Origin of the sequence: Pseudarthrobacter sp. PvP004, from assembly GCF_017876035.1 — a bacterium.
In the GTDB taxonomy this organism is placed as follows: Bacteria; Actinomycetota; Actinomycetes; order Actinomycetales; family Micrococcaceae; genus Arthrobacter; species Arthrobacter aurescens_A.
This window is the reverse complement of record NZ_JAGINL010000001.1, coordinates 4,618,237-4,636,308: the sequence shown is the minus strand read 5'-3', so window position 1 is coordinate 4,636,308 and position 18,072 is coordinate 4,618,237. Positions and strand designations below refer to the sequence as shown.

Annotated in this window: 20 protein-coding genes; 16 read left to right on the top strand and 4 right to left on the bottom strand. The window is 62.7% G+C overall.

Going from position 1 to position 18,072, the window contains the following annotated elements; all coding sequences use genetic code 11:
- Nucleotides 1–24: 24 nt before the first annotated feature.
- The 3 genes from J3A64_RS21180 (at nucleotide 25) to J3A64_RS21170 (ending at nucleotide 1,850) form a co-directional block, all read left to right on the top strand.
- The gene (locus J3A64_RS21180) at nucleotides 25–855 is read left to right on the top strand and encodes a hypothetical protein (protein WP_014922909.1); all 831 of its coding nucleotides are present in this window, start codon (nucleotides 25–27) and stop codon (nucleotides 853–855) included.
- A gap of 138 nt (nucleotides 856–993) precedes the next feature.
- On the top strand, nucleotides 994–1,344 hold the full coding sequence (locus J3A64_RS21175) for a metalloregulator ArsR/SmtB family transcription factor (RefSeq protein ID WP_210065744.1): 351 nt from the start codon (nucleotides 994–996) through the stop codon (nucleotides 1,342–1,344).
- Nucleotides 1,345–1,361: 17 nt separating this feature from the next.
- On the top strand, nucleotides 1,362–1,850 hold the full coding sequence (locus J3A64_RS21170; protein WP_051025128.1) for a GNAT family N-acetyltransferase: 489 nt from the start codon (nucleotides 1,362–1,364) through the stop codon (nucleotides 1,848–1,850).
- 3 nt (nucleotides 1,851–1,853) lie between these two features.
- Here J3A64_RS21170 and J3A64_RS21165 read toward each other — a convergent pair whose 3' ends face one another.
- The gene (locus tag J3A64_RS21165) at nucleotides 1,854–4,028 is read right to left on the bottom strand and encodes an MMPL family transporter (RefSeq protein WP_043471526.1); all 2,175 of its coding nucleotides are present in this window, start codon (nucleotides 4,026–4,028) and stop codon (nucleotides 1,854–1,856) included.
- Between the two features lie 166 nt (nucleotides 4,029–4,194).
- Between J3A64_RS21165 and J3A64_RS21160 the strand changes: the two genes are divergently transcribed.
- The 5 genes from J3A64_RS21160 (at nucleotide 4,195) to J3A64_RS21140 (ending at nucleotide 8,292) form a co-directional block, all read left to right on the top strand.
- The gene (locus J3A64_RS21160; RefSeq protein ID WP_210065743.1) at nucleotides 4,195–4,746 is read left to right on the top strand and encodes a MarR family winged helix-turn-helix transcriptional regulator; all 552 of its coding nucleotides are present in this window, start codon (nucleotides 4,195–4,197) and stop codon (nucleotides 4,744–4,746) included.
- Nucleotides 4,747–4,775: 29 nt separating this feature from the next.
- Entirely contained in the window at nucleotides 4,776–5,591 is an 816-nt protein-coding gene (locus tag J3A64_RS21155; protein WP_014922914.1) for a methyltransferase domain-containing protein, read from the top strand.
- Between the two features lie 100 nt (nucleotides 5,592–5,691).
- Complete coding sequence (locus tag J3A64_RS21150) at nucleotides 5,692–6,066, top strand: YciI family protein (protein ID WP_210065742.1); 375 nt, start codon at nucleotides 5,692–5,694, stop codon at nucleotides 6,064–6,066.
- On the top strand, nucleotides 6,067–7,290 hold the full coding sequence (locus J3A64_RS21145; RefSeq protein ID WP_187329970.1) for an RNA polymerase sigma factor: 1,224 nt from the start codon (nucleotides 6,067–6,069) through the stop codon (nucleotides 7,288–7,290).
- 18 nt (nucleotides 7,291–7,308) lie between these two features.
- Complete coding sequence (locus J3A64_RS21140) at nucleotides 7,309–8,292, top strand: aldo/keto reductase (protein ID WP_014922917.1); 984 nt, start codon at nucleotides 7,309–7,311, stop codon at nucleotides 8,290–8,292.
- A 28-nt stretch (nucleotides 8,293–8,320) separates the two neighbouring features.
- Here the strand turns inward: J3A64_RS21140 and J3A64_RS21135 are convergent, their stop codons facing one another.
- The gene (locus J3A64_RS21135; RefSeq protein WP_011776256.1) at nucleotides 8,321–9,394 is read right to left on the bottom strand and encodes a DNA polymerase IV; all 1,074 of its coding nucleotides are present in this window, start codon (nucleotides 9,392–9,394) and stop codon (nucleotides 8,321–8,323) included.
- 224 nt (nucleotides 9,395–9,618) lie between these two features.
- Between J3A64_RS21135 and J3A64_RS21130 the strand changes: the two genes are divergently transcribed.
- The 4 genes from J3A64_RS21130 to J3A64_RS21115 all read left to right on the top strand — a co-directional run bounded on the left by J3A64_RS21130 (nucleotide 9,619) and on the right by J3A64_RS21115 (nucleotide 12,302).
- The gene (locus tag J3A64_RS21130) at nucleotides 9,619–10,485 is read left to right on the top strand and encodes a hypothetical protein (RefSeq protein WP_210065741.1); all 867 of its coding nucleotides are present in this window, start codon (nucleotides 9,619–9,621) and stop codon (nucleotides 10,483–10,485) included.
- 158 nt (nucleotides 10,486–10,643) lie between these two features.
- Nucleotides 10,644–11,162 carry a hypothetical protein gene (locus tag J3A64_RS21125; protein ID WP_210065739.1) on the top strand — a complete coding sequence of 173 codons (519 nt, stop codon included), beginning with the start codon at nucleotides 10,644–10,646 and terminating at the stop codon, nucleotides 11,160–11,162.
- 96 nt (nucleotides 11,163–11,258) lie between these two features.
- Nucleotides 11,259–11,882, top strand: coding sequence for a LysE family transporter (locus tag J3A64_RS21120; RefSeq protein WP_043471529.1), 624 nt, complete (start codon nucleotides 11,259–11,261; stop codon nucleotides 11,880–11,882).
- 63 nt (nucleotides 11,883–11,945) lie between these two features.
- Nucleotides 11,946–12,302, top strand: coding sequence for a hypothetical protein (locus J3A64_RS21115; RefSeq protein WP_011776258.1), 357 nt, complete (start codon nucleotides 11,946–11,948; stop codon nucleotides 12,300–12,302).
- Here J3A64_RS21115 and J3A64_RS21110 read toward each other — a convergent pair.
- Complete coding sequence (locus tag J3A64_RS21110) at nucleotides 12,295–13,338, bottom strand: LacI family DNA-binding transcriptional regulator (protein WP_210065737.1); 1,044 nt, start codon at nucleotides 13,336–13,338, stop codon at nucleotides 12,295–12,297. The two genes, J3A64_RS21115 and J3A64_RS21110, sit on opposite strands and share 8 nt — an antisense overlap.
- 189 nt (nucleotides 13,339–13,527) lie before the next feature.
- On the opposite strand from J3A64_RS21110, the gene J3A64_RS21105 reads away from it, so the two are divergent.
- Genes J3A64_RS21105 through J3A64_RS21095 form a run of 3 tightly spaced genes read left to right on the top strand, consistent with a single transcriptional unit; the run spans nucleotide 13,528 to nucleotide 16,936 of the window.
- The gene (locus J3A64_RS21105) at nucleotides 13,528–14,541 is read left to right on the top strand and encodes a nucleoside hydrolase (RefSeq protein ID WP_011776260.1); all 1,014 of its coding nucleotides are present in this window, start codon (nucleotides 13,528–13,530) and stop codon (nucleotides 14,539–14,541) included.
- Nucleotides 14,541–15,983, top strand: coding sequence for an MFS transporter (locus J3A64_RS21100; RefSeq protein ID WP_014922921.1), 1,443 nt, complete (start codon nucleotides 14,541–14,543; stop codon nucleotides 15,981–15,983). Before J3A64_RS21105 ends, J3A64_RS21100 begins: the two co-directional genes overlap by 1 nt.
- Nucleotides 15,980–16,936, top strand: a complete 957-nt coding sequence (locus J3A64_RS21095; protein ID WP_210065736.1) for a ribokinase — start codon at nucleotides 15,980–15,982, stop codon at nucleotides 16,934–16,936. The genes J3A64_RS21100 and J3A64_RS21095 overlap by 4 nt, the downstream gene beginning before the upstream one ends.
- Nucleotides 16,937–17,014: 78 nt before the next feature.
- Here the strand turns inward: J3A64_RS21095 and J3A64_RS21090 are convergent, their stop codons facing one another.
- Nucleotides 17,015–17,332 (bottom strand): hypothetical protein, encoded by a 318-nt coding sequence (locus tag J3A64_RS21090; RefSeq protein ID WP_043470738.1) that lies wholly within the window; start codon nucleotides 17,330–17,332, stop codon nucleotides 17,015–17,017.
- Nucleotides 17,333–17,431: 99 nt separating this feature from the next.
- Between J3A64_RS21090 and J3A64_RS21085 the strand changes: the two genes are divergently transcribed.
- Nucleotides 17,432–18,037 carry a TetR/AcrR family transcriptional regulator gene (locus J3A64_RS21085; protein ID WP_014922924.1) on the top strand — a complete coding sequence of 202 codons (606 nt, stop codon included), beginning with the start codon at nucleotides 17,432–17,434 and terminating at the stop codon, nucleotides 18,035–18,037.
- Nucleotides 18,038–18,072: the final 35 nt, after the last annotated feature.

Genomic DNA, 18,072 nt, shown 5'->3' with positions numbered 1-18,072 from the left:
CTTGTACCCGGGGGGAATGCTGAAATGAAGAAATCGAACCAATGGTCCAGCCGCATCTTCTATGCCGGGGTGATCATTGCCCTCGTGGTTGCTTTTGTGTGGATGGCCCGGAGCAACTTGCCGGGAGCATCACCGTTCTTCGCCCTGGGGGCGGCTTACACTTTCCTCCTGTTCCGGGAAGTTCCCCCAACATCCCGAGCCTCCATGGTGATGCTCTTCGGAGTGCTCCTGATCTCCTTGTCATTAACCTCGGCAGAGGACGATCTGGGAGTCCCTGCAGCCGCCTCGTGGCTCTTGGGGTTCATGGCAGGGGCAATCGCCAGCGGATACCCGTGGTCAGGAAAGCGACCGCGACCCGCGACCACCAAGAAGGGCGATGGCAACGACCAAGACGGCGAGGGAACCGCTGGCGGCCGACGCCCGGTCTTGATCAACGGAACCTGCGTGGCTGTCCTTCTGGCAGCCGGTCTGGCTCACCTCATCTTCCAAAATCCGACGGCGCCAGTCGCCGCCGTCCTGGCGGGCGCCTTGGTCTGCGGCTGGGCATTGTTCCGTTTCCCGCCATCGGCACTGACCAGGAACATGCTCCTACTGGTTATACCCGTCGAATTCTTTCTGCTGATTTTCGTCGCTGGGAATATCGGTCAGCCAGCTCTGCCGTTTGTATGGACGTATGGCGCCCTGGCCGGCATTCTCCTGGGTGGGACTTTCTGGAGCGGCCCCCGGCGCGGCACACCCCGGCCTCCGTTTAGCGGACAAATCAAGCGTCGGCGCAAACGCAAGAAGGTAAGGCGGTCACAGGACAAGCTGAAGCAGAAGCAATTGCAGAACGAGGCGCCCGCTGTGCGCCGTTGACCTGGGGTCAGGTGCCCGCTGGAGCCGCCGAGTCAAAGTGGTAGGCGGCCAGGCCATCAATGCTGGTCCGGTTCTTGGTGATCCGCCAGGCAAACGAGTCTACATTGATGAGCGTCAATATACGCGCATAATGGTTACATGACCGCACTGCCCACACTCGATCCCACCACGGCCCAAGACTGCTGCGAGCCGACGGGCCAGCCTGCCTTGGATGCTGAGCAAGCCAAGCAGAAGGCGCTGGTCTTCAAGGCCCTGGCTGACCCCAACCGATTGCGGCTTCTCTCCATGGTCAAAGCTGAATCTTCGGGCGAGTCATGCGTCTGCGACCTCACCGAGCCCCTGGGCCTCGGCCAACCGACCGTGTCGCACCACCTGAAGATCCTGGTAGACGCAGGCCTGCTGCACCGGGAGAAGCGCGGAACGTGGGCCTATTACTCACTGGTTCCCGGCGCATTGGATGACGTAGCCGGCATCCTGGCCAAGCTGTGACGGTTGCACTCAGGGCCATGGAGCCTGAAGATTGGCCAGCCGTCAGGGGGATCTTCCAGGAAGGCATCGACACCGGCTACGCCACCTTCGAGACAAAAGCCCCCGAATGGGCTGCCTTCAACAACTCCAGGCTCAAGGACCACCGCCTGGTAGCGGTCAACAGCGAGCGCGAAATCCTTGGCTGGACTGCCGTCTCCCCGGTTTCCTCGCGTCCGGCCTACGCCGGAGTGGTTGAGCATTCCATCTACGTGGCCGGGGCGGCGAGGGGACAAGGCATCGGCGCCCGACTCCTGAAAGCGCTCGCCGCCTCTACCGAGGCAAAGGGCATTTGGACCATCCAATCCAGCATCTTTCCTGAGAATGAAGCCAGCATTCGATTGCATCAGGCCCACGGTTTTGCCATCGTCGGGCGGCGCGACCGTATTGCTCGTCTGAGCACCGGACCCGCCGCCGGACAATGGCAGGACACCCTGCTGCTGGAGCGCCGCTCCCCCGTCATTGACTGACGACTACCGACCCACCGGGGCGTCTTCCTCCTCGCGCGGCCCTACCGAAACCGTTGAAGACTCGCGCGCCAGCTTGCCCGGCCACCAGATCTTGCTGCCGATGTCGTAGGCAAGCGCGGGAACCAGCAGGGAGCGGACCAGCACGGTATCCAGCAGCACACCGAACGCCACAATGAAGGCGAGCTGCACCAGGAACATGATGGGGATGACACCGAGGGCCGCAAAAGTAGCGGCAAGAACCACGCCGGCCGAGGTGATCACACCGCCGGTTACGGCCAATCCGCGCAGGATTCCCGGACGCGTCCCGTGTTTCAACGACTCTTCACGGACACGGCTCATCAGGAAGATGTTGTAGTCCACGCCGAGGGCAACCAGGAACACGAAACCGAACAGCGGCACAGTGGCGTCGGCACCGGAGAATCCGAAGACTCCGTTGAAGACCCACGCTGAGACGCCCATCGCGGCGCCATAGGACAGCACCACCGACAACACCAGCAGCACCGGCGCCACCACCGAGCGCAGCAGCAGCATCAGGATGAACAGGATGACCACCAGCACGATCGGGATGATGACAACCAGGTCGCGTTGCGCTGTGGTGTTGGTATCCAGCGCAGTTGCGGTGACTCCACCTACCAAAGCGTTGGCGTCCGCCTCCTTCACGGCCACCCGCAACGACTTCACGGCCTCTTCAGCTTCAATCGAATCGGCAGCGGAGTTCAAGGTGGCATTGATGAGGACCCTGCCCTCGCGGACAGCCGGTTCGGCGGAAGTACCGGGAGCCCCGGTGATGGGGACGTTTCCGTCCGCCAGCAGGTAGGCGTCGCCCACGCCGTCGGCTGCTTTGACCTTGTCCAGGACCTGCTGCGCGGCACCTTGCGAGGCGACCACGACGGCGGGGCTGCCGCTGCCGGCGTCGAAGTGGCGCGCCAGCGCTTCCTGGCCGTCCACGGCGTCGGATGCGGAAAGAATGACATCCGTTTGCGGAACTCCATTGGCCTTCAACTGCATTAAGCCCGTGGACGCGGCAAGCAGCAGCAGCACGGAAGCAACCCAAACAACCCGCGGCCGTTTGGAGACCAGGCGACCCGTGGCGCGCCACAGACCCTTCTGCCCCTCAAGGCCGGTGGCAATCTCAGGTTCGCGTTCGTCGTCGGGCAGCAATTTGGGACGGAAGGGCCAGAACGCTGCACGGCCCAGCAAAGCCATGAGCGCGGGCAGGAGCGTGAGCGCGGCAAACAGGGAGCAGAGAATTCCTGCGGCGGCCACAGGTCCCAGCGCCTTGTTGGAGTTCAGGTCAGAGAAAAGCAGGCAGAGAAGCGCGATGATCACCGTGGCACCGGATGCGAGGATCGGCTCGAACGATGCCTTCCATGCCGTGATGACTGCCTGCGTGCGATTGGTGGTGTGGGTCAGGGCTTCACGGAACCTCGCCACGTACAGGAGTGCATAGTCGGTTGCCGCGCCAATCACCAGGATCGAGAGAATGCCTTGACTCTGGCCGTTCAGTTGGATCCACCCAAGCTTGGCCATACCGAATACCAGCAGAATCGCGGCGCACAAGGCGAAGACCGAGGTGAACAGCACCGCCAACGGCAGCACTACCGAGCGGTAAACCAGCAGCAGGATCACAAACACGGCCCCCAGCGCAACCAACAGCAGGATGCCGTCGATTCCGCCGAACGCGTTGACGAGGTCGGCGGTCAGCCCAGCCGGCCCGGTGACGAACGCCTGCATTCCCTCCGGGGCACCGGGCTGCACGACGTCGCGCAGCTCCTGGACTTTCTCGCGCAGCTCATCGGAGGACGCCATGGGGACGATGAACTGGACGGCTTTGCCGTCCTCCGAGGGGATGGGCCCGACGACGGCGCTCCCCAGCTTGAGTGCCTCAATGTCGGCTTTTAGTTGGGCTGCTTCGCCCAGCTGGGCCGGGGTGAAGGCGGCGTCGTTCTCCACGATGACCACGGCAGGAATCTCTTCGGAGTCCCGGAACTTGGCCTGCCAGTCGCCGGCTTCCGTGGCCTCGGCGCCCGCGGGAAGGAATGAGGCTTGGTCGTTGGAGGAGACCTCCTCCAACCGCCCAAAGGTGGGGCCGCCGATGCCGGCGATGCCGAGCCACGTGATGACCAGCACCACGGGCACTAGCCAGCGGAGCCAGAACGGTACTTTCTGCGAGTTCATGAGTCCTTCTTCTCCGGGGATGCGATTCATCCTTTATTCCACCATAGATTATCTCTATCATGGAACTATTCCAAGACCAGATTGCTGCAGATGCCGGATTCCCGGACCCCTGGGAGTAATATCCGGAAGGCAGTAAAGACAAGACAACGCTGGCAGGAGGGCGGACATGTCGGACCCAACAGTCCCGCGCCCCGCTGAGGGCCGCCCCGCTGAGGGCCGCCCCGGTGATGGCCGCCCCGAAAACGCGGCCCCCCAAGAACTCGTGCGCCTCCTCCAGGACTTCACCCTGGAAGCCAACCACTACGTGGACGCAGCTGGCGGCCGGAACGACATGCACCGCACGGACCTGAACGCGCTGGCCGTCATCATGCGCCACTCCGCGGCGGGCAAGGTGGTCACGCCTGGTGTTCTCCGCGCCGAACTCCGGCTCAGCTCCCCCGCTACCACGGCGTTGGTTGATCGCTTGCATGCCTCCGGGCACGTGGTGCGCGAACGTCTTGGCACGGACCGTCGGCAAGTCCAGTTGCAGATGACACCCAAGGCGTACCGGGATGGAAGCGCCATGTTCATGCCGCTGGCCATCCGGATGGGCCAAGCCATGGCCGCCTACAGCTCTGAGGAATTGGAGCTTGTCACCCGGTTCATGAGCGATATGGTGGAAGCCACTTTGGCGGCCCGCGAGGAAGCCGGCCAACCCGACTCAACACGTTCCACCTAATTCCACCTTCCAAGTTGTAGCGTTTCCCTATGAACGCGCAGCAGCCTGAAGATGTCTATACCCACGGGCACCACGAGTCGGTTGTCCGGGCCCACGCCTCACGGACGGTCGAGAATTCGGCCGCGTTTGTGATTCCCCATCTCACCCCGGGAACGTCAGTGCTCGACGTCGGGTGCGGACCCGGCAGCATCACCTGCGACTTCGCGGGGCTGGTTGCGCCCGGGCAAGTGATCGGCTTGGACCGGTCTGCAGACATCGTGGCTCAGGCCACCGAACTGGCAACCGAGCGCGGCGTGGACAACGTGACGTTCCAGACCGGCAACATCTACGATCTCGACTTTGAGGACGAGTCGTTCGACCTTGTCCACGCACACCAGGTTCTCCAGCACCTGACAGACCCCGTCGCCGCCCTCCGCGAAATGCGCAGGGTGGCGAAACCCGGAGCCATAGTTGCGGTGCGCGACGCCGATTTCCACGGTATGAGCTGGTACCCGGAAGTCCCCGAGCTGGACGACTGGATGGAGCTCTACCAGAAGATCGCCCGCCGCAACGGAGCAGAACCCGACGCCGGCCGTCGCCTTGTTTCGTGGGCCCAGCAAGCAGGTTTCACTCAGGTGGCGCCCACCAGCAGCAACTGGCTCTACGCCACCGCCCAACAACGCGCCTGGCAATCCCGGGTCTGGAGCGAACGGGTGCTGCACTCAGCGTTCGCCGAGCAAGCCCTGGAGTACGGTTTCGCCAACGAGGCCGACCTCGCCCGGATCGCTGCAGGCTGGCACCGCTGGGGAGCCACCGATGACGGCTTCTTCCTCATTCCCAACGGCGAGGTCATCGCCCGGGCGTAGTCTCCAAAAAAAGTTTGTCGAACCATGTAGAAAAGCCCACCGCTGTTCCGACCCATGAGTGAAAGCGCCCAGAACGGGTGCCCCTCACAAGGAGTTTGAGATGAAATACATGATCATGATGTTCGGTTCGGCCGAGGGCATGATGGAGACCGCCGACCCTGCATGGATCCAGGAAATGATCGGATTCATGATCCAGATCGACAAGGACCTGACTGAGTCCGGCGAGATGGTGTTCAACGCAGGCCTGGCCGACGGCAGCACCGCGAAGCTCGTCAAGCAAACCCCCGACGGCGTCATCACCACCGACGGCCCCTATGCCGAATCCAAGGAGTCGCTTGTTGGGTATTGGGTGGTTGATGTTGCCAGCGAGGAACGGGCCGTGGAGATCTGTTCAAGCATCGTGAAGTACGCCCAAGTAGTTGAACTCCGCGAAGTTCAGCAAGCTCCGCCCCAGGAAGCTCCGCCGGAGGTATAACTGGTTTCCCCACCGGACGGACGAATCGAGGACCTGCTGCGCACTTTGGCGCCGCAGGTCCTCGGCGTGCTGGCACGGACGCATGGCCAGTTCGATGCTTGCGAGGACGCCGTCCAGGAAGCACTCCTTGAGGCCTCCCTTCAGTGGCCTTCCGGGCTACCAGACAACCCAAAGGCCTGGCTGATGGCCGTCGCAAGCCGCCGACTGGTGGACTTTTATCGAAGCGAAAGCGCCCGACGAACACGCGAGGAACGTGTTGCGGCCATGGACTCCGATTTCTACCACAGCTCAGTTTCGGAAGCCGACGACACCCTCACCCTGATGTTCCTCTGCTGCCACCCCGCGTTGTCCGCACCATCGCAACTCGCCCTAACACTCCGGGCAGTTGGAGGACTCACGACGGCGGAAATCGCCTCAGCTTTCCTGGTCCCCGAAGCGACCATGGGTCAGCGCATCAGCCGGGCGAAACAGGGGATCCAGAAGGCGGGTGCCACGTTCACCATGCCGCCGCCTTCCGAGCGCAAGGCAAGGCTCGGCGTCGTGCTTCACGTCCTGTACCTGATCTTCAACGAAGGCTACGCGGCCAGCTCGGGTCCGTCGCTGCAGCGTGAGGAACTCACCACTGAAGCCATCCGAGTGACGCGCCTGCTCGTGGCCGTTGCGCCGCGTGAACTCGAGGCGACTGGCCTGCTGGCACTGATGCTGCTCACCGATTCCCGACGCTCAGCTCGTGCTTTGGCAGACGGAACGCCTGTGCCGTTGGCGGAGCAGGACCGACGCCTCTGGAACCGGGACCAGATCGAGGAGGGCATCGCTCTGCTGTCCTCCGTGCTCGGTCGCGGGGCCGCGGGGCCTTATCAACTTCAGGCGGCCATCGCTGCCGTTCACGCGGAGGCTGCCTCCAACGATCAGACAGACTGGCCTCAGATTCTCGCGCTGTACACAGTGCTTGAAGCCGTGGCACCCAGTCCCGTGGTCACGCTGAATCGCGCGGTCGCCGTGGCCATGGTGCATGGGCCGGCCGCCGGGCTTGAGCTGCTTGTCGGGTTGGATGGCGCGCTTGGTCGCACACACCGTTTGGACGCCGTGCGGGGCCACCTACTGGAGATGTCCGGCGCCTATGTGGAGGCCCGCGCAGCGTACCTCTCGGCGGCCAAGAAGACCGGAAGCCTGCCCGAACGAAAGTACTTAATGGGAAAGGTAGCGCGGATGGACGAGCAGTAACCCCATATAGTCGAAACCATGGAACAACGCATACTTGGCAAGACCGGCCGATCCGTCTCCACCATCGGACTGGGAACGTGGCAACTGGGAGCCGACTGGGGTTCCGTCACCGAAGGGGACGCCTTTGAAGTCCTTGAAGCCTCGGTGGAAGGCGGCGTCAACTTCTTCGACACCGCAGACGTCTACGGCGACGGCCGCAGCGAGCAGTTCATCGGCCGCTTCCTGCAAGCCCATCCCGAGCTAGACCTTACGGTTGCCACCAAGATGGGCCGCCGAGTTGATCAAGTCCACGAAAATTACACATTGGAGAACTTCCGGGCGTGGACCGACCGCTCACGGCGGAACCTGCAACAGGACACCCTGGACCTCGTTCAACTGCACTGCCCTCCCACGTCCGTTTACAGCAGCGACGAAATCTACGACGCACTGGACACCCTCGTCAGCGAGGGGGCTATCCGCAACTACGGCGTCAGCGTCGAGCGAACCGATGAGGCCCTCGAAGCCATCAAGCGCGGAAACACCGCGTCCGTGCAGATCATCCTCAACGCCTTCCGCCTGAAGCCCCTCGACGAGGTACTGCCCGCAGCGAAGGAAGCCGGAGTGGGGATCATCGCCAGGGTGCCGCTTGCCTCCGGTTTGCTGTCCGGGAAGTACACGCCGGACACCGAGTTCCCTGAGGACGACCACCGGAACTACAACCGCGACGGCTCCTCCTTCGACGTCGGCGAGACGTTCTCGGGCGTCGACTTCGCGACCGGCGTCAAAGCCGCCCAAGAGTTCAGCGAATTAGTACCCGACGGCGTCAGCACCGCCCAAGCGGCCCTCGCCTGGGTGATCGCCCAGGACGGTGTCACATCGGTCATTCCCGGTGCACGCTCGGCGTCCCAGGCGGCAGCAAACGCCGAGGCGGGTGGAATGCAGTCCGTGGGTTCCGGATTGGCTGAGGGAGTTCGGGACATTTATGACCGCCACTTCCGCGCAGCGATTCACCCGCGCTGGTAGCTGCCGGGCCGCCGTCGTGCGTTAGCTGTTACCAGCCGCCGCGCGTGGGCGTGTGTCCCTTTCGGGCGTCGTCGGGCATGGACATTTCCGCCCGCAAGCCGAGGAGCCGGATGGGACGGTCAGGCTCGATCTTTCCTGTGAGATCCAAGGCTTGCGCCAGGACTTCCCCGCGGTCGAACGACTCGGGGATCTTCCTTGCGTACGTCTTGGTGAAGAACGGCACATAACGGACTTTGAGCGTCAGCCCGATGACCGGCCGCCCCTCCGCTGCGACGTCTTCGAGGACGTGCGCTGTCAGCTCCTTCACGGCGTCCTCGATTTGTGAAGGCTCGGTGAGATCCTGCTGGTAGGTGGTCTCGCGGCTGTGCCCGCGGGCCACCCACGGGGTGTCATCCACCTCGCTGGCGCCATCACCCCGTCCCAGTTCTGCGTACCAAGGGCCCATCTTCGGGCCGAACTCCGGGACGAGATCCTGGGGATTGCTCGCTGCGAGCTCAGCCACCGTGGTGATGTGGTGCTTGGCCAGCCGCTGCGACACTTTGCTACCGACGCCCCACAACTCCTTGGTGGGCCGGCTCCCCATGACGTCCAGCCAGTTCTCTTTAGTCAGCCGGAAGATGCCTGCCGGTTTGCCGAAATCCGTGGCGTTCTTTGCACGGACCAACGTGTCGCCGATGCCCACGCTGCAGTGCAGCTGCGTTCGCTCCAGGACGGCGGCCTGGATCTGCTTGGCGTAAGCTTCGGGGTCCTCGGTTTCGATGCCGACGAAGGCCTCATCCCAGCCCAGCACCTGAACAGTGGCTCCGGGCTGTTCGCGAAGGGTGGCCATCACCATCTCCGAGGCCGCGAGATAGGCCTCCTGGTCAACGGGGAGAATGATGGCGTCGGGCACTTTGCGTGCTGCGATGCGCAAGGGCATGCCGGAACCAACTCCGAAGGCCCTGGCTTCGTAGGACGCGGTGGACACAACCGCCCGTTCTGTGGGATCTCCCCGGCCACCCACAATGACCGGTTTGCCGGCGAGTTCAGGCCGGCGGAGTACCTCGACAGCCGCAATGAACTGGTCGAGATCGACGTGGAGTACCCAGGGGATTCCGCTCACGGCACCAGTTTGCCCTAAGCCGCGGCCGTGGTTGTACCTTCACCACCTACTTTGATCTGCGAGGGCACGGGAATCAACCCATTCCGGGTGCTTTGCCGCTGGGTCGCCGGCAAAGTAGGTGGTGGCGGTACGCGTCCAGACCACCCACCGTCATGAAGCCAGGCCTTGGGGCACCGATAAGAGAAGGGATTCCCGGACTCGACCAAAGGATTTAGCAATCGTGAGTGATCGAATTGAGTGACACCGAAACCGAAATCGCAGCCATCCTGGCTATTACGTATGCATCCATACTTGCCCTCGTTGTGTTGGCAGGTTTTTTCACTGGAGCCACTCAAAGTCTAATCTTGCAAGCAGCCACGAGCCCCGATGCTTGGAAGTTCTATCCCAAGCTTGAACGGAAATGGCAGGCCATCTTCTCCGGCTTCATGCCACGTCTTCCTCCGGATAGACGACGGCTGGTTTTGGACCTAAAGACCAACAGATCATTAGCCCCAACAGTCATTGCGGGAGGCTCCGCTAGTCTCGTCGCGTTCATCTGTCTTTTGCCACTCTGTTCACAAATTGAACGACTGACGCCGTTGTGGGTCTTCGCGCTGCCCTGCTTCGGATCGCTCTACCTTGGCGTGCTGGTTTCAGGGTTCGCCTACTGGCTCCAGATGGTCTCGTCGCGCCGACGCCACTTTTTGCGGACTGCGGTGGACTTGATGCAGCAGGCACGAGACTTTGGTCCCACATCGTCCTCCAAATCAAAAGAGTATTTTGCAGCTTCCGGCAGAAGGTTCCTAAGAGCGGCGGATCGTTTGGGGATCCCTAGTGACAACAGGAATCTCAAGTCAGCCAATTCCCTCCTCACAAGGCGGTCCCCCCTTTCACCCAGAAAGGTTCGAACACAACTGATTCCAAACGTGGAGATGCTCGTACGCTCGACTTACGGCGGGGATTTTGCAACGAGCACCAGCCTGGGCCCTGCGGCGATATTTTCGAGCAAGTTGAGGGCGAGGCTGGCAACTTGGTCTTCGTCGGCCTTGGGTGTCGCTCTCCTTGCTGCTTTCGTCGCTTGGTTGCTTGGGAAAGTGCACTTCAACTTCTAGGTCTGACCGGCTCGCGATTCCTGCCCCTGTATAAAGTCGGGCTTTGCCAAATCAAACCCATTGGGGTTCATTCTGTTACCGGTGCGAGCAAACAAACTTTGTCCACATAGACCAACTGTCGAGTCCCGGAGGATGGCGCCTGATCATAGCCTCGAAGCATGATTATTCAAGCTGGCTTCGACATCCAGGTACTCGCGCGCCCCTACATAGCTCCCAACGAGAGACCGCTCAGAAGGCTTGTTGTCATCGGCCTCAATTCCGACATGTGTTTAACCAGCATCGGCATCGCCAGTTATCAGTTTGATGGTTCGCTGGAGCCACTCTTCGACGACATCTTCGAGGTCCTTACGACGGAAGGGATCAAGTACTTTGCCATCGCCTACGGCGGTTGTTGGCAAGACTTCGATTTCGAAAGCGCTGAGCCTGCGCCTGTTGAGATCGCGAAGCTGCGGAGACTAGCAATAGCACGTGGGCTACGCATGATCGGGAACTACGGTGTCGACGAGTCGCGGGCAACGGCCGTCGAGCTCCACTCCTACTTTGACCAACACGGAAGAGATCTGCCAGAAACCATGCTGCACTGGCGCCATTCGAGCCTTTCCAAGTATCCCGAATGCCACTGGCGGCAGGATTTCTTGAAGAGGTATGGACACGTATCGAATTCAAACAACAACTAAGTCAACACCCTTGGCTCATTCTGTTGTCTCGAGCGCCAAACAAGGTCAGGAAGCAACGCGTCCAGACCACCCACCTCACCGGCATAAGCTGAGGTGGTGCAGTTTTCACTTTGGCTGGCCCTGGTTGGCGCCGGCACCCTGATCAGTTTCACTCCCGGCGCCGGTGCCATCTTCACCATGAGCAACTCGCTCAATTCCGGCTTCCGACGCTCCATCTGGGGAATTCTCGGTCAACAGGTGGCCTTGGTCATCCATATTGTGATCGTCGCTCTGGGCGTGGGCGTGCTGGTCTCCAACTCGCCGGTGATCTTCAACGTCATCCGCTACGCCGGCGCCGCATACCTGGTGTACCTCGGTATTCGCCAGTTCCTGCACAAGCCGGACCTGGACAAGGAAGAGGTTGCGGACAAGAAGAACGAGTCCGCCCTTTCCATGTTCCAGCGCGGCATTTGGGTGAACTTGCTGAACCCGAAGGCGATCGTCTTTTTCCTGGCCTTCATGCCGCAATTCATCCGGCCGGACCAGCCGTTGCTCCAGCAATACGCGGTACTGACGGCTACGGTCATCATCATCGACATCATGGTGATGTGGTTCTTCTTCGCGTTTGCCGCGCGGTCGTTCCAGCGATTTACCCATGACCAAAAGGGCCAGAAGGTCCTCAATCGCGTGTTTGGCTGCTTGTTCGTCCTGGTGGGCATCCTGCTGGCGGTCATCCACTAGCCACGGATTTCAGACACTAAGCCTCGACGCGTCTCAGCAAAACGCGGTGCTACCGTCGAAGCCATGGAAGCGGACTGGATCGAACACCGACGAGCGGACGACCGTGAGCACGTGGGCTGGATGAAGCCGGTGGATGACGGATTCGTGGCCATTGACATGCTGGGACGCCCCCGCACAGCAGTTGTGGATTGGTTCACCGCCGAGGAAACTCTTGATGAACTCGGCCTCCGCTACCTCGCCGAACCTCACGAACTGCTCCTCGACGACGGTGCTTGGCTTCGCGTGCGGATCGCCGAGGTAACGCCCTCCGCTGTCCGCGTGAAAAAGGAGGACTGGGGCGACATGACCGCTCCCCAGATCTACTTCACGGTGTCGAACCCCGTATCGGAAGCGCAGCTCCGCCCGCTGTCACCTAACTAAGTGACGTAGATCCCCGCACCACCAGCGAGCTCTCGAGTGTCACATGGGGCTCCTCCAACGGCACGCCTTCCATGAGTCCCCGCAGCTGCTCCCCCGCTTTGCGCCCCAGCGGCGTAGCCGGCAGATGGACGGTGGTGAGGCTTGGGTTGCTGGTGGCCGAGTACGGCAGATCATCGAAGCCCGCCACGGCCAACTCCTCAGGGATCCGGACACCCTCCACGCGCGCTTCCTGCAGCACGCCATAGGCGTGCGTATCGGTACCGCATACGACGGCGGTGACCGCCTCGCGCTGCCACTCCGGCCAGGCGTCTGCGAACGCGGCGGCGGCAGCACCGACGTCGATCGGGGTGCCAATGACGTGCCCGTCGGCCACCGAGAGTCCACACGCAGCAGCCTCCGCCAAGAAGGCTTCGCGGCGCAGCTGGAAGGTAGTAGTACCTGTCACGCCGTCCACATAAGCGGCCCGGGTGTGCCCGGAAGCAGCGAGATGACGGGCCAGTTCCCGGGCCCCCTGGGCGACATCAAGGTTCACGGAGGGAGCAAACGATTCCAACCCCGGCGCGTCCAGCAATACCAGGGGCGCGGCTGCGGACAGGTCTTCCAGGAATTCCGCGCTGGGAGCACCTACCAGCAAGCCGGCAGGACGGAGCGCCAGCAGTTTGCGAACGTCATCGGCTTGGGGTGATTCTCCGGCGTCGGTCACGGAAAGCAGCAGCTGATACTCGGACCCCAACGATTCCCGTACCCCGGTGATGACGTTGGCAAAGAAAGGGTTGGACACGTCCGGGGTCACAAGAATGACGATCGAGCTGACGCCGCGGGCCAGGGAACTGCCAATGCTGTCCACCACATAGCCGAGCTCGGCAATCGCAGAGCGGACCCGGGAGATGTTGTCATCGGATACCCGGCCTTGGGTTTTGCCGTTCGCCACCAGTGACACGGTGGCCGTGGAAACCCCTGCACGGGCGGCCACCATCGCGGCCGTCACGCGTTGGGAGCGGGGCGCGCGGCCATGGCGCCGTTCCAGGGATTCCATGCATCGATCGTAGCGTCCATTAAGCGCCCTGACCTGCGAGAAGGCATCAAGCGCTTGACGCTTTGAGCGTTAAGCGTTTGACGTAACCCACAAAGCAGTGCCAGAATTCCCCTGAATGCTTAGCGCCCTGCCCCGGGCAAGTTCCAGGCAGGCCCCAATGACGTGGAGAGAAACGTGGATCCCAACACCATGACACCGGCACGCAAGAAGATCATTCTTGACTGCGACCCTGGCCATGACGACGCAGTGGCATTGCTGCTGGCGCACGGCAACCCGGACATCGAGCTCCTGGCCGTGACCACCGTTGTGGGCAACCAGACTCTGGAAAAGGTCACCCGGAACGCCCTCTCCGTAGCCACCATTGCCGGCATCACCGGCGTCCCCTTCGCCGCTGGCTGCGACCGTCCCTTGGTCCGCACCATCGAAACGGCCCCCAGCATCCACGGCGACTCCGGTATGGACGGCCCGGAACAGCCTGAGTCCGCCATCGAGCTGGACCCGCGCCACGCCGTCGACCTCATCATTGAAACTGTCATGGCGCATGAGCCGGGCACCGTCACTTTGGTCCCCACCGCGGGGCTCACCAACATCGCCATGGCCGCCCGCAAGGAACCCCGCATCGTGGAGCGCGTCAAGGAAGTTGTCCTCATGGGCGGTGGCTACCACGTGGGCAACTGGAGCGCCGTGGCGGAGTTCAACATCATCATCGACCCCGAAGCCGCGCACATTGTCTTCAACGAAAAGTGGCCCTTGGTGATGGTCGGTCTGGACCTCACGCACCAGGCGCTGGCCACGGACGAGGTAGTGGACCGCATCGCAAAAATTGGCACCAAGCCGGCCAAGTTCGTCATGGAACTCATGGACTTCTTCCAGAAGACCTACAAAGATGCCCAGGGCTTCGATTTCCCGCCGGTCCACGATCCGTGTGCCGTGGCCTATGTCATCGATCCCACCGTCATGACCACCCGCAAGGTCCCCGTGGACATCGAACTGCAGGGCAAGCTCACTCTCGGCATGACCGTAGCCGATTTCCGCGCACCCGCACCGGATGACTGCCACACCTCCGTTGCCGTGGACCTGGATCACAAGAAGTTCTGGGATTTGGTCACCGATGCCATTGAACGGATCGGCGAACCAGCTCACGACGGCGGCGCTGACGCCACCGCCGTAGCCGAAACGGTCCTGGCGGGAGAGTCCCACTAATGACCACGCTCACCGAAGCCAAACCCACCCGCGGCAACGTCACCGCCCTCATGGTTGCGTTGCTGGCCGCCTGCGTGGCCTTCCAGCTCAATGCGTCCATGCTCAGCCCCGCACTGGTCACCATGGGCAACGAGCTCAACACTGACCAAGCCACCATCGGCCTGTCCCAAACCTGGTTCTTCACCGCCGCAGCCCTCTTCTCCCTCTTCCTCCCGCGCCTGAGCGACATCGTGGGCCGCAAGAAGATCCTCGTCGGCATGATGCTCCTGATGGCTGTGGGCTCGGTCATCGCAGCAATGGCCCCGGACGTCACGTGGCTCTTCGTGGGCCGCATCATCCAGGGCGTCAGCGGCCCCACAGTTCCGCTCTGCCTGATCATGCTCCGTTCAGCGGTCAGCAATCCCCGCAAGTACGGCACCCTCATGGGCCTCATCACCGCGGTCAACGGCGGCGTGGCCGGCGTCGACTCATTCGTTGGTGGATACTTCGCTGAGAACTTCGGCTTCCGCAGCATCTTCTGGTTGATGGTTGCACTCGCTTTGGTAGCGACCGTCCTGATTGCTGTCCTGGCTGGTGAAAGCAAGCCCGCCGCCGGCACCACCATGGACTGGCTGGGCGTGTTCTTCATCGTCATCGCCGTTGGTGCCCTGCTGACGGCCCTGAACGAGGGCGCCAAGCTGGCCACGGCCTTCGACGCCGGCACCCTGACTCTCGCGATCGCACTCACGCTGGTCGCCGCCGTCGCGTTCTTTGCGTTCTGGACGGTTGAGAAGCGCGCCAAGCAGCCCATGGTGGAAACCGTGCACCTGCGCCAGCGCTCCACGTGGGCTCCGCTGCTGACCACCACTCTCACCATGACGGGTATCTTCGCGGTCATCAACGGGATCGTCCCCGCGTATGTGCAGGCAGCCGACCCCGGTTTCGGCGTTGGCCCCACGGAGATGTCGCTCATCATCCTTACGCCGTACGCCCTGCTTGGTTGGCTGTTCGGCCCCATCAGCGGCCGGCTTGCCCCGGTCCTCGGCTACACCAAGGTCCTGCGTATCGGCCTGCTTGGCAGCTTGGTGGCGCTGGCGATCATCGCGTTCTTGGGCCTCAACAGCCTGCCGATGATGATCGTGGGAACAGCCTTGCTGGGCATCATGTACGCCGGTACCGTCAACATCATGCTGAACGGACTCGGCGTGGTTCTCTCGCCGCAGGGCAACCCGGGCTTCCTGCCTGGCATGAACGCCGGCGCCTTCAACCTCGGTGCCGGTCTCAGCTTCCTTGTCCTGCCCGCGGTCCTCGTCGCCACAGCCTCGTTGAATGATGACAAGGCTTCATATTTGACGGTGGTTGTGGTTGGTCTGGCCATCACCCTCGCAGCCTTCGCAGCTTCACTCCTGATCCCCAAGCCGGTTGACGCAGAAGTGACCGAAACCGAGAAGGTGACCGCATGACCAGCGCACCCAAGGCGGGAATCGTCGTCGTCGGCTCCCTCAACGCCGACCTGACCATCTACTGCGACCGCCTCCCCCAACCCGGCGAGACGGTCCACGGCAACGGGTTCGCCGTAAACCCCGGCGGGAAGAGCGCCAACCAGGCGGTGGCTGCCAGTAAGCTCGGCGGTCAGGTCAGCCTGATCGGTGCCGTGGGTGACGACCCCAACGGCAGCATGCTCCTGAAGTCGACAGCCAGCGCCGGAGTGGACGTTTCGCGCGTCCGACGCTCCGACGTCGCCACAGGCGTCGCGGTCATTTCCGTGGACGCCGGCGGCGAGAACAGCATCATCATCTCGGCCGGCGCCAATGGCACCCTCAGGCCTTCGGATGTTACGCCGGACGCCTTCCGGGATGCGGCTGTGGTGTGCCTCTGCCTGGAGGTGGGGATCGATACTGTGATTGCCGCCGCCCAAGCAGGGCACGACGCCGGTGCGACAGTTCTGCTCAACCTCTCGCCTTACGCCGAGGTGCCGGAGCGCTTGGCCGGGTTGAGCGATGTGCTGCTGGTGAACGCGCACGAGGCCTCATTATTCCTTGGTGCAGAGGCCGACGTTCCGGACGCCGACGCAGAGGCTGAAGCATGGGAGCCGGTCCGGAGCCAGTTCGCGGACCGTGGTCTGCAGCGGGTTCTGGTGACCCTCGGCTCACGGGGTTCCGTAGTACTGGATTCGCTGGCCCGTGGTACCGAGGATCAGATCACCCGGATCGCCCCAACACGCGTTTCTGCGGTGGACACCACGGGTGCCGGTGATGCCTTCACTGGTGCTGTCGCTGCGCGCCTGGCCGCTGGCGAATCCCTTGCGGATGCCGCGTCCTTCGCCTCGGTGGCTGCGGCCTTGGCTGCCACCAAGAAGGGCACGCAGGCTGCGTACCCGGGCATCGCCGACGTCGAGCGGCTGCGGGGCGCTTAGTCCCGGCGCCGCACCCGACTGGGTCGCAGTTCAGGCCGTTTTGAGCGCTCAAACGGCCTGATCTGCGACCTACTTGGGTTAAGCGGACTTGCGGGCCGCGCGCTGTGCTGCGCGCTCTACTGCTTTGCGGCTCAGGGCTCCGTGGCCGGCCATGAGCCGGGGAACCACAACGTACACCGCGGCGGGAACCACCAGCGCCGTCAGCAGGAGGGCCCGCAGGACGGGGTGCCACGGTTCCATGATCGGGCCGAGGAGCAGCATGCCGATGGACACCAGCGGGAAGATGGCCAGCCAGGTGATGAGTGCCCGCATGTGAACGGACGGCGCTTTCGGACGGGCAGGGGCGGCCGGGGACGTGGACTCAGCGGTGACTTGGGACGTTGCTTGGGCTGTCATGGCGTTCTCCAACTAAACGGTTGCTTTTGGCTTGGAATCACCATAACCCCGCTCGCAAACAATTACAACCAGCTGGTTGGAAAATGGTAATATGACTGCATGGCATGGGACACAGAGCGAACCAAGGGACTGCTGCTTCAGGCAGCCACGTCCGAGTTCTGCACGCGTGGACTGGCCGGCGCCCGCATTGACCGCATAGCAGCGGAGGCCGGCGTCAACAAAGAGCGGATCTACCAATACTTCGGCAATAAGAATGCCCTGTTCGATGCCGTCATCGTGTCCGCGCTCAGTACGCTCATGGACGAAGTTCCCATCGAGGGCAGCGGACCCGAGGCCATGGCAGACTACGCCGGCCGACTCTTCGACCACCACCAGAAGGATGCCACCGCGCCACGCCTCCTGTTCTGGGAAGGGCTGGAACGTGGCGCGGAGGTTGTCGGGCTGCCGAAGCGGATGGCCAACTGCGCATCGAAAGTCAACAGCACCATCGCCGCCCTCCCCGGCATCTCCAGGGAAGACGCCGGGGATCTCCTCATCACCATCGTGAGCTTGTGCGACGCCGCTCCCGTGCTCCCTGCGCTCGACGGACTCATGGCCGGCAACGACCCCGGCCGGGCAGACAGGCGGCGCGCCGCCGTCGTACGTACCGTTTACCTGGCCGCCGCAGCGCTGGCCGCCGAAGCTCCAACCACCGCCCCCGCCTAAACGCAACCTGCTTGCCCGTAGCAGCCGCGTGACAG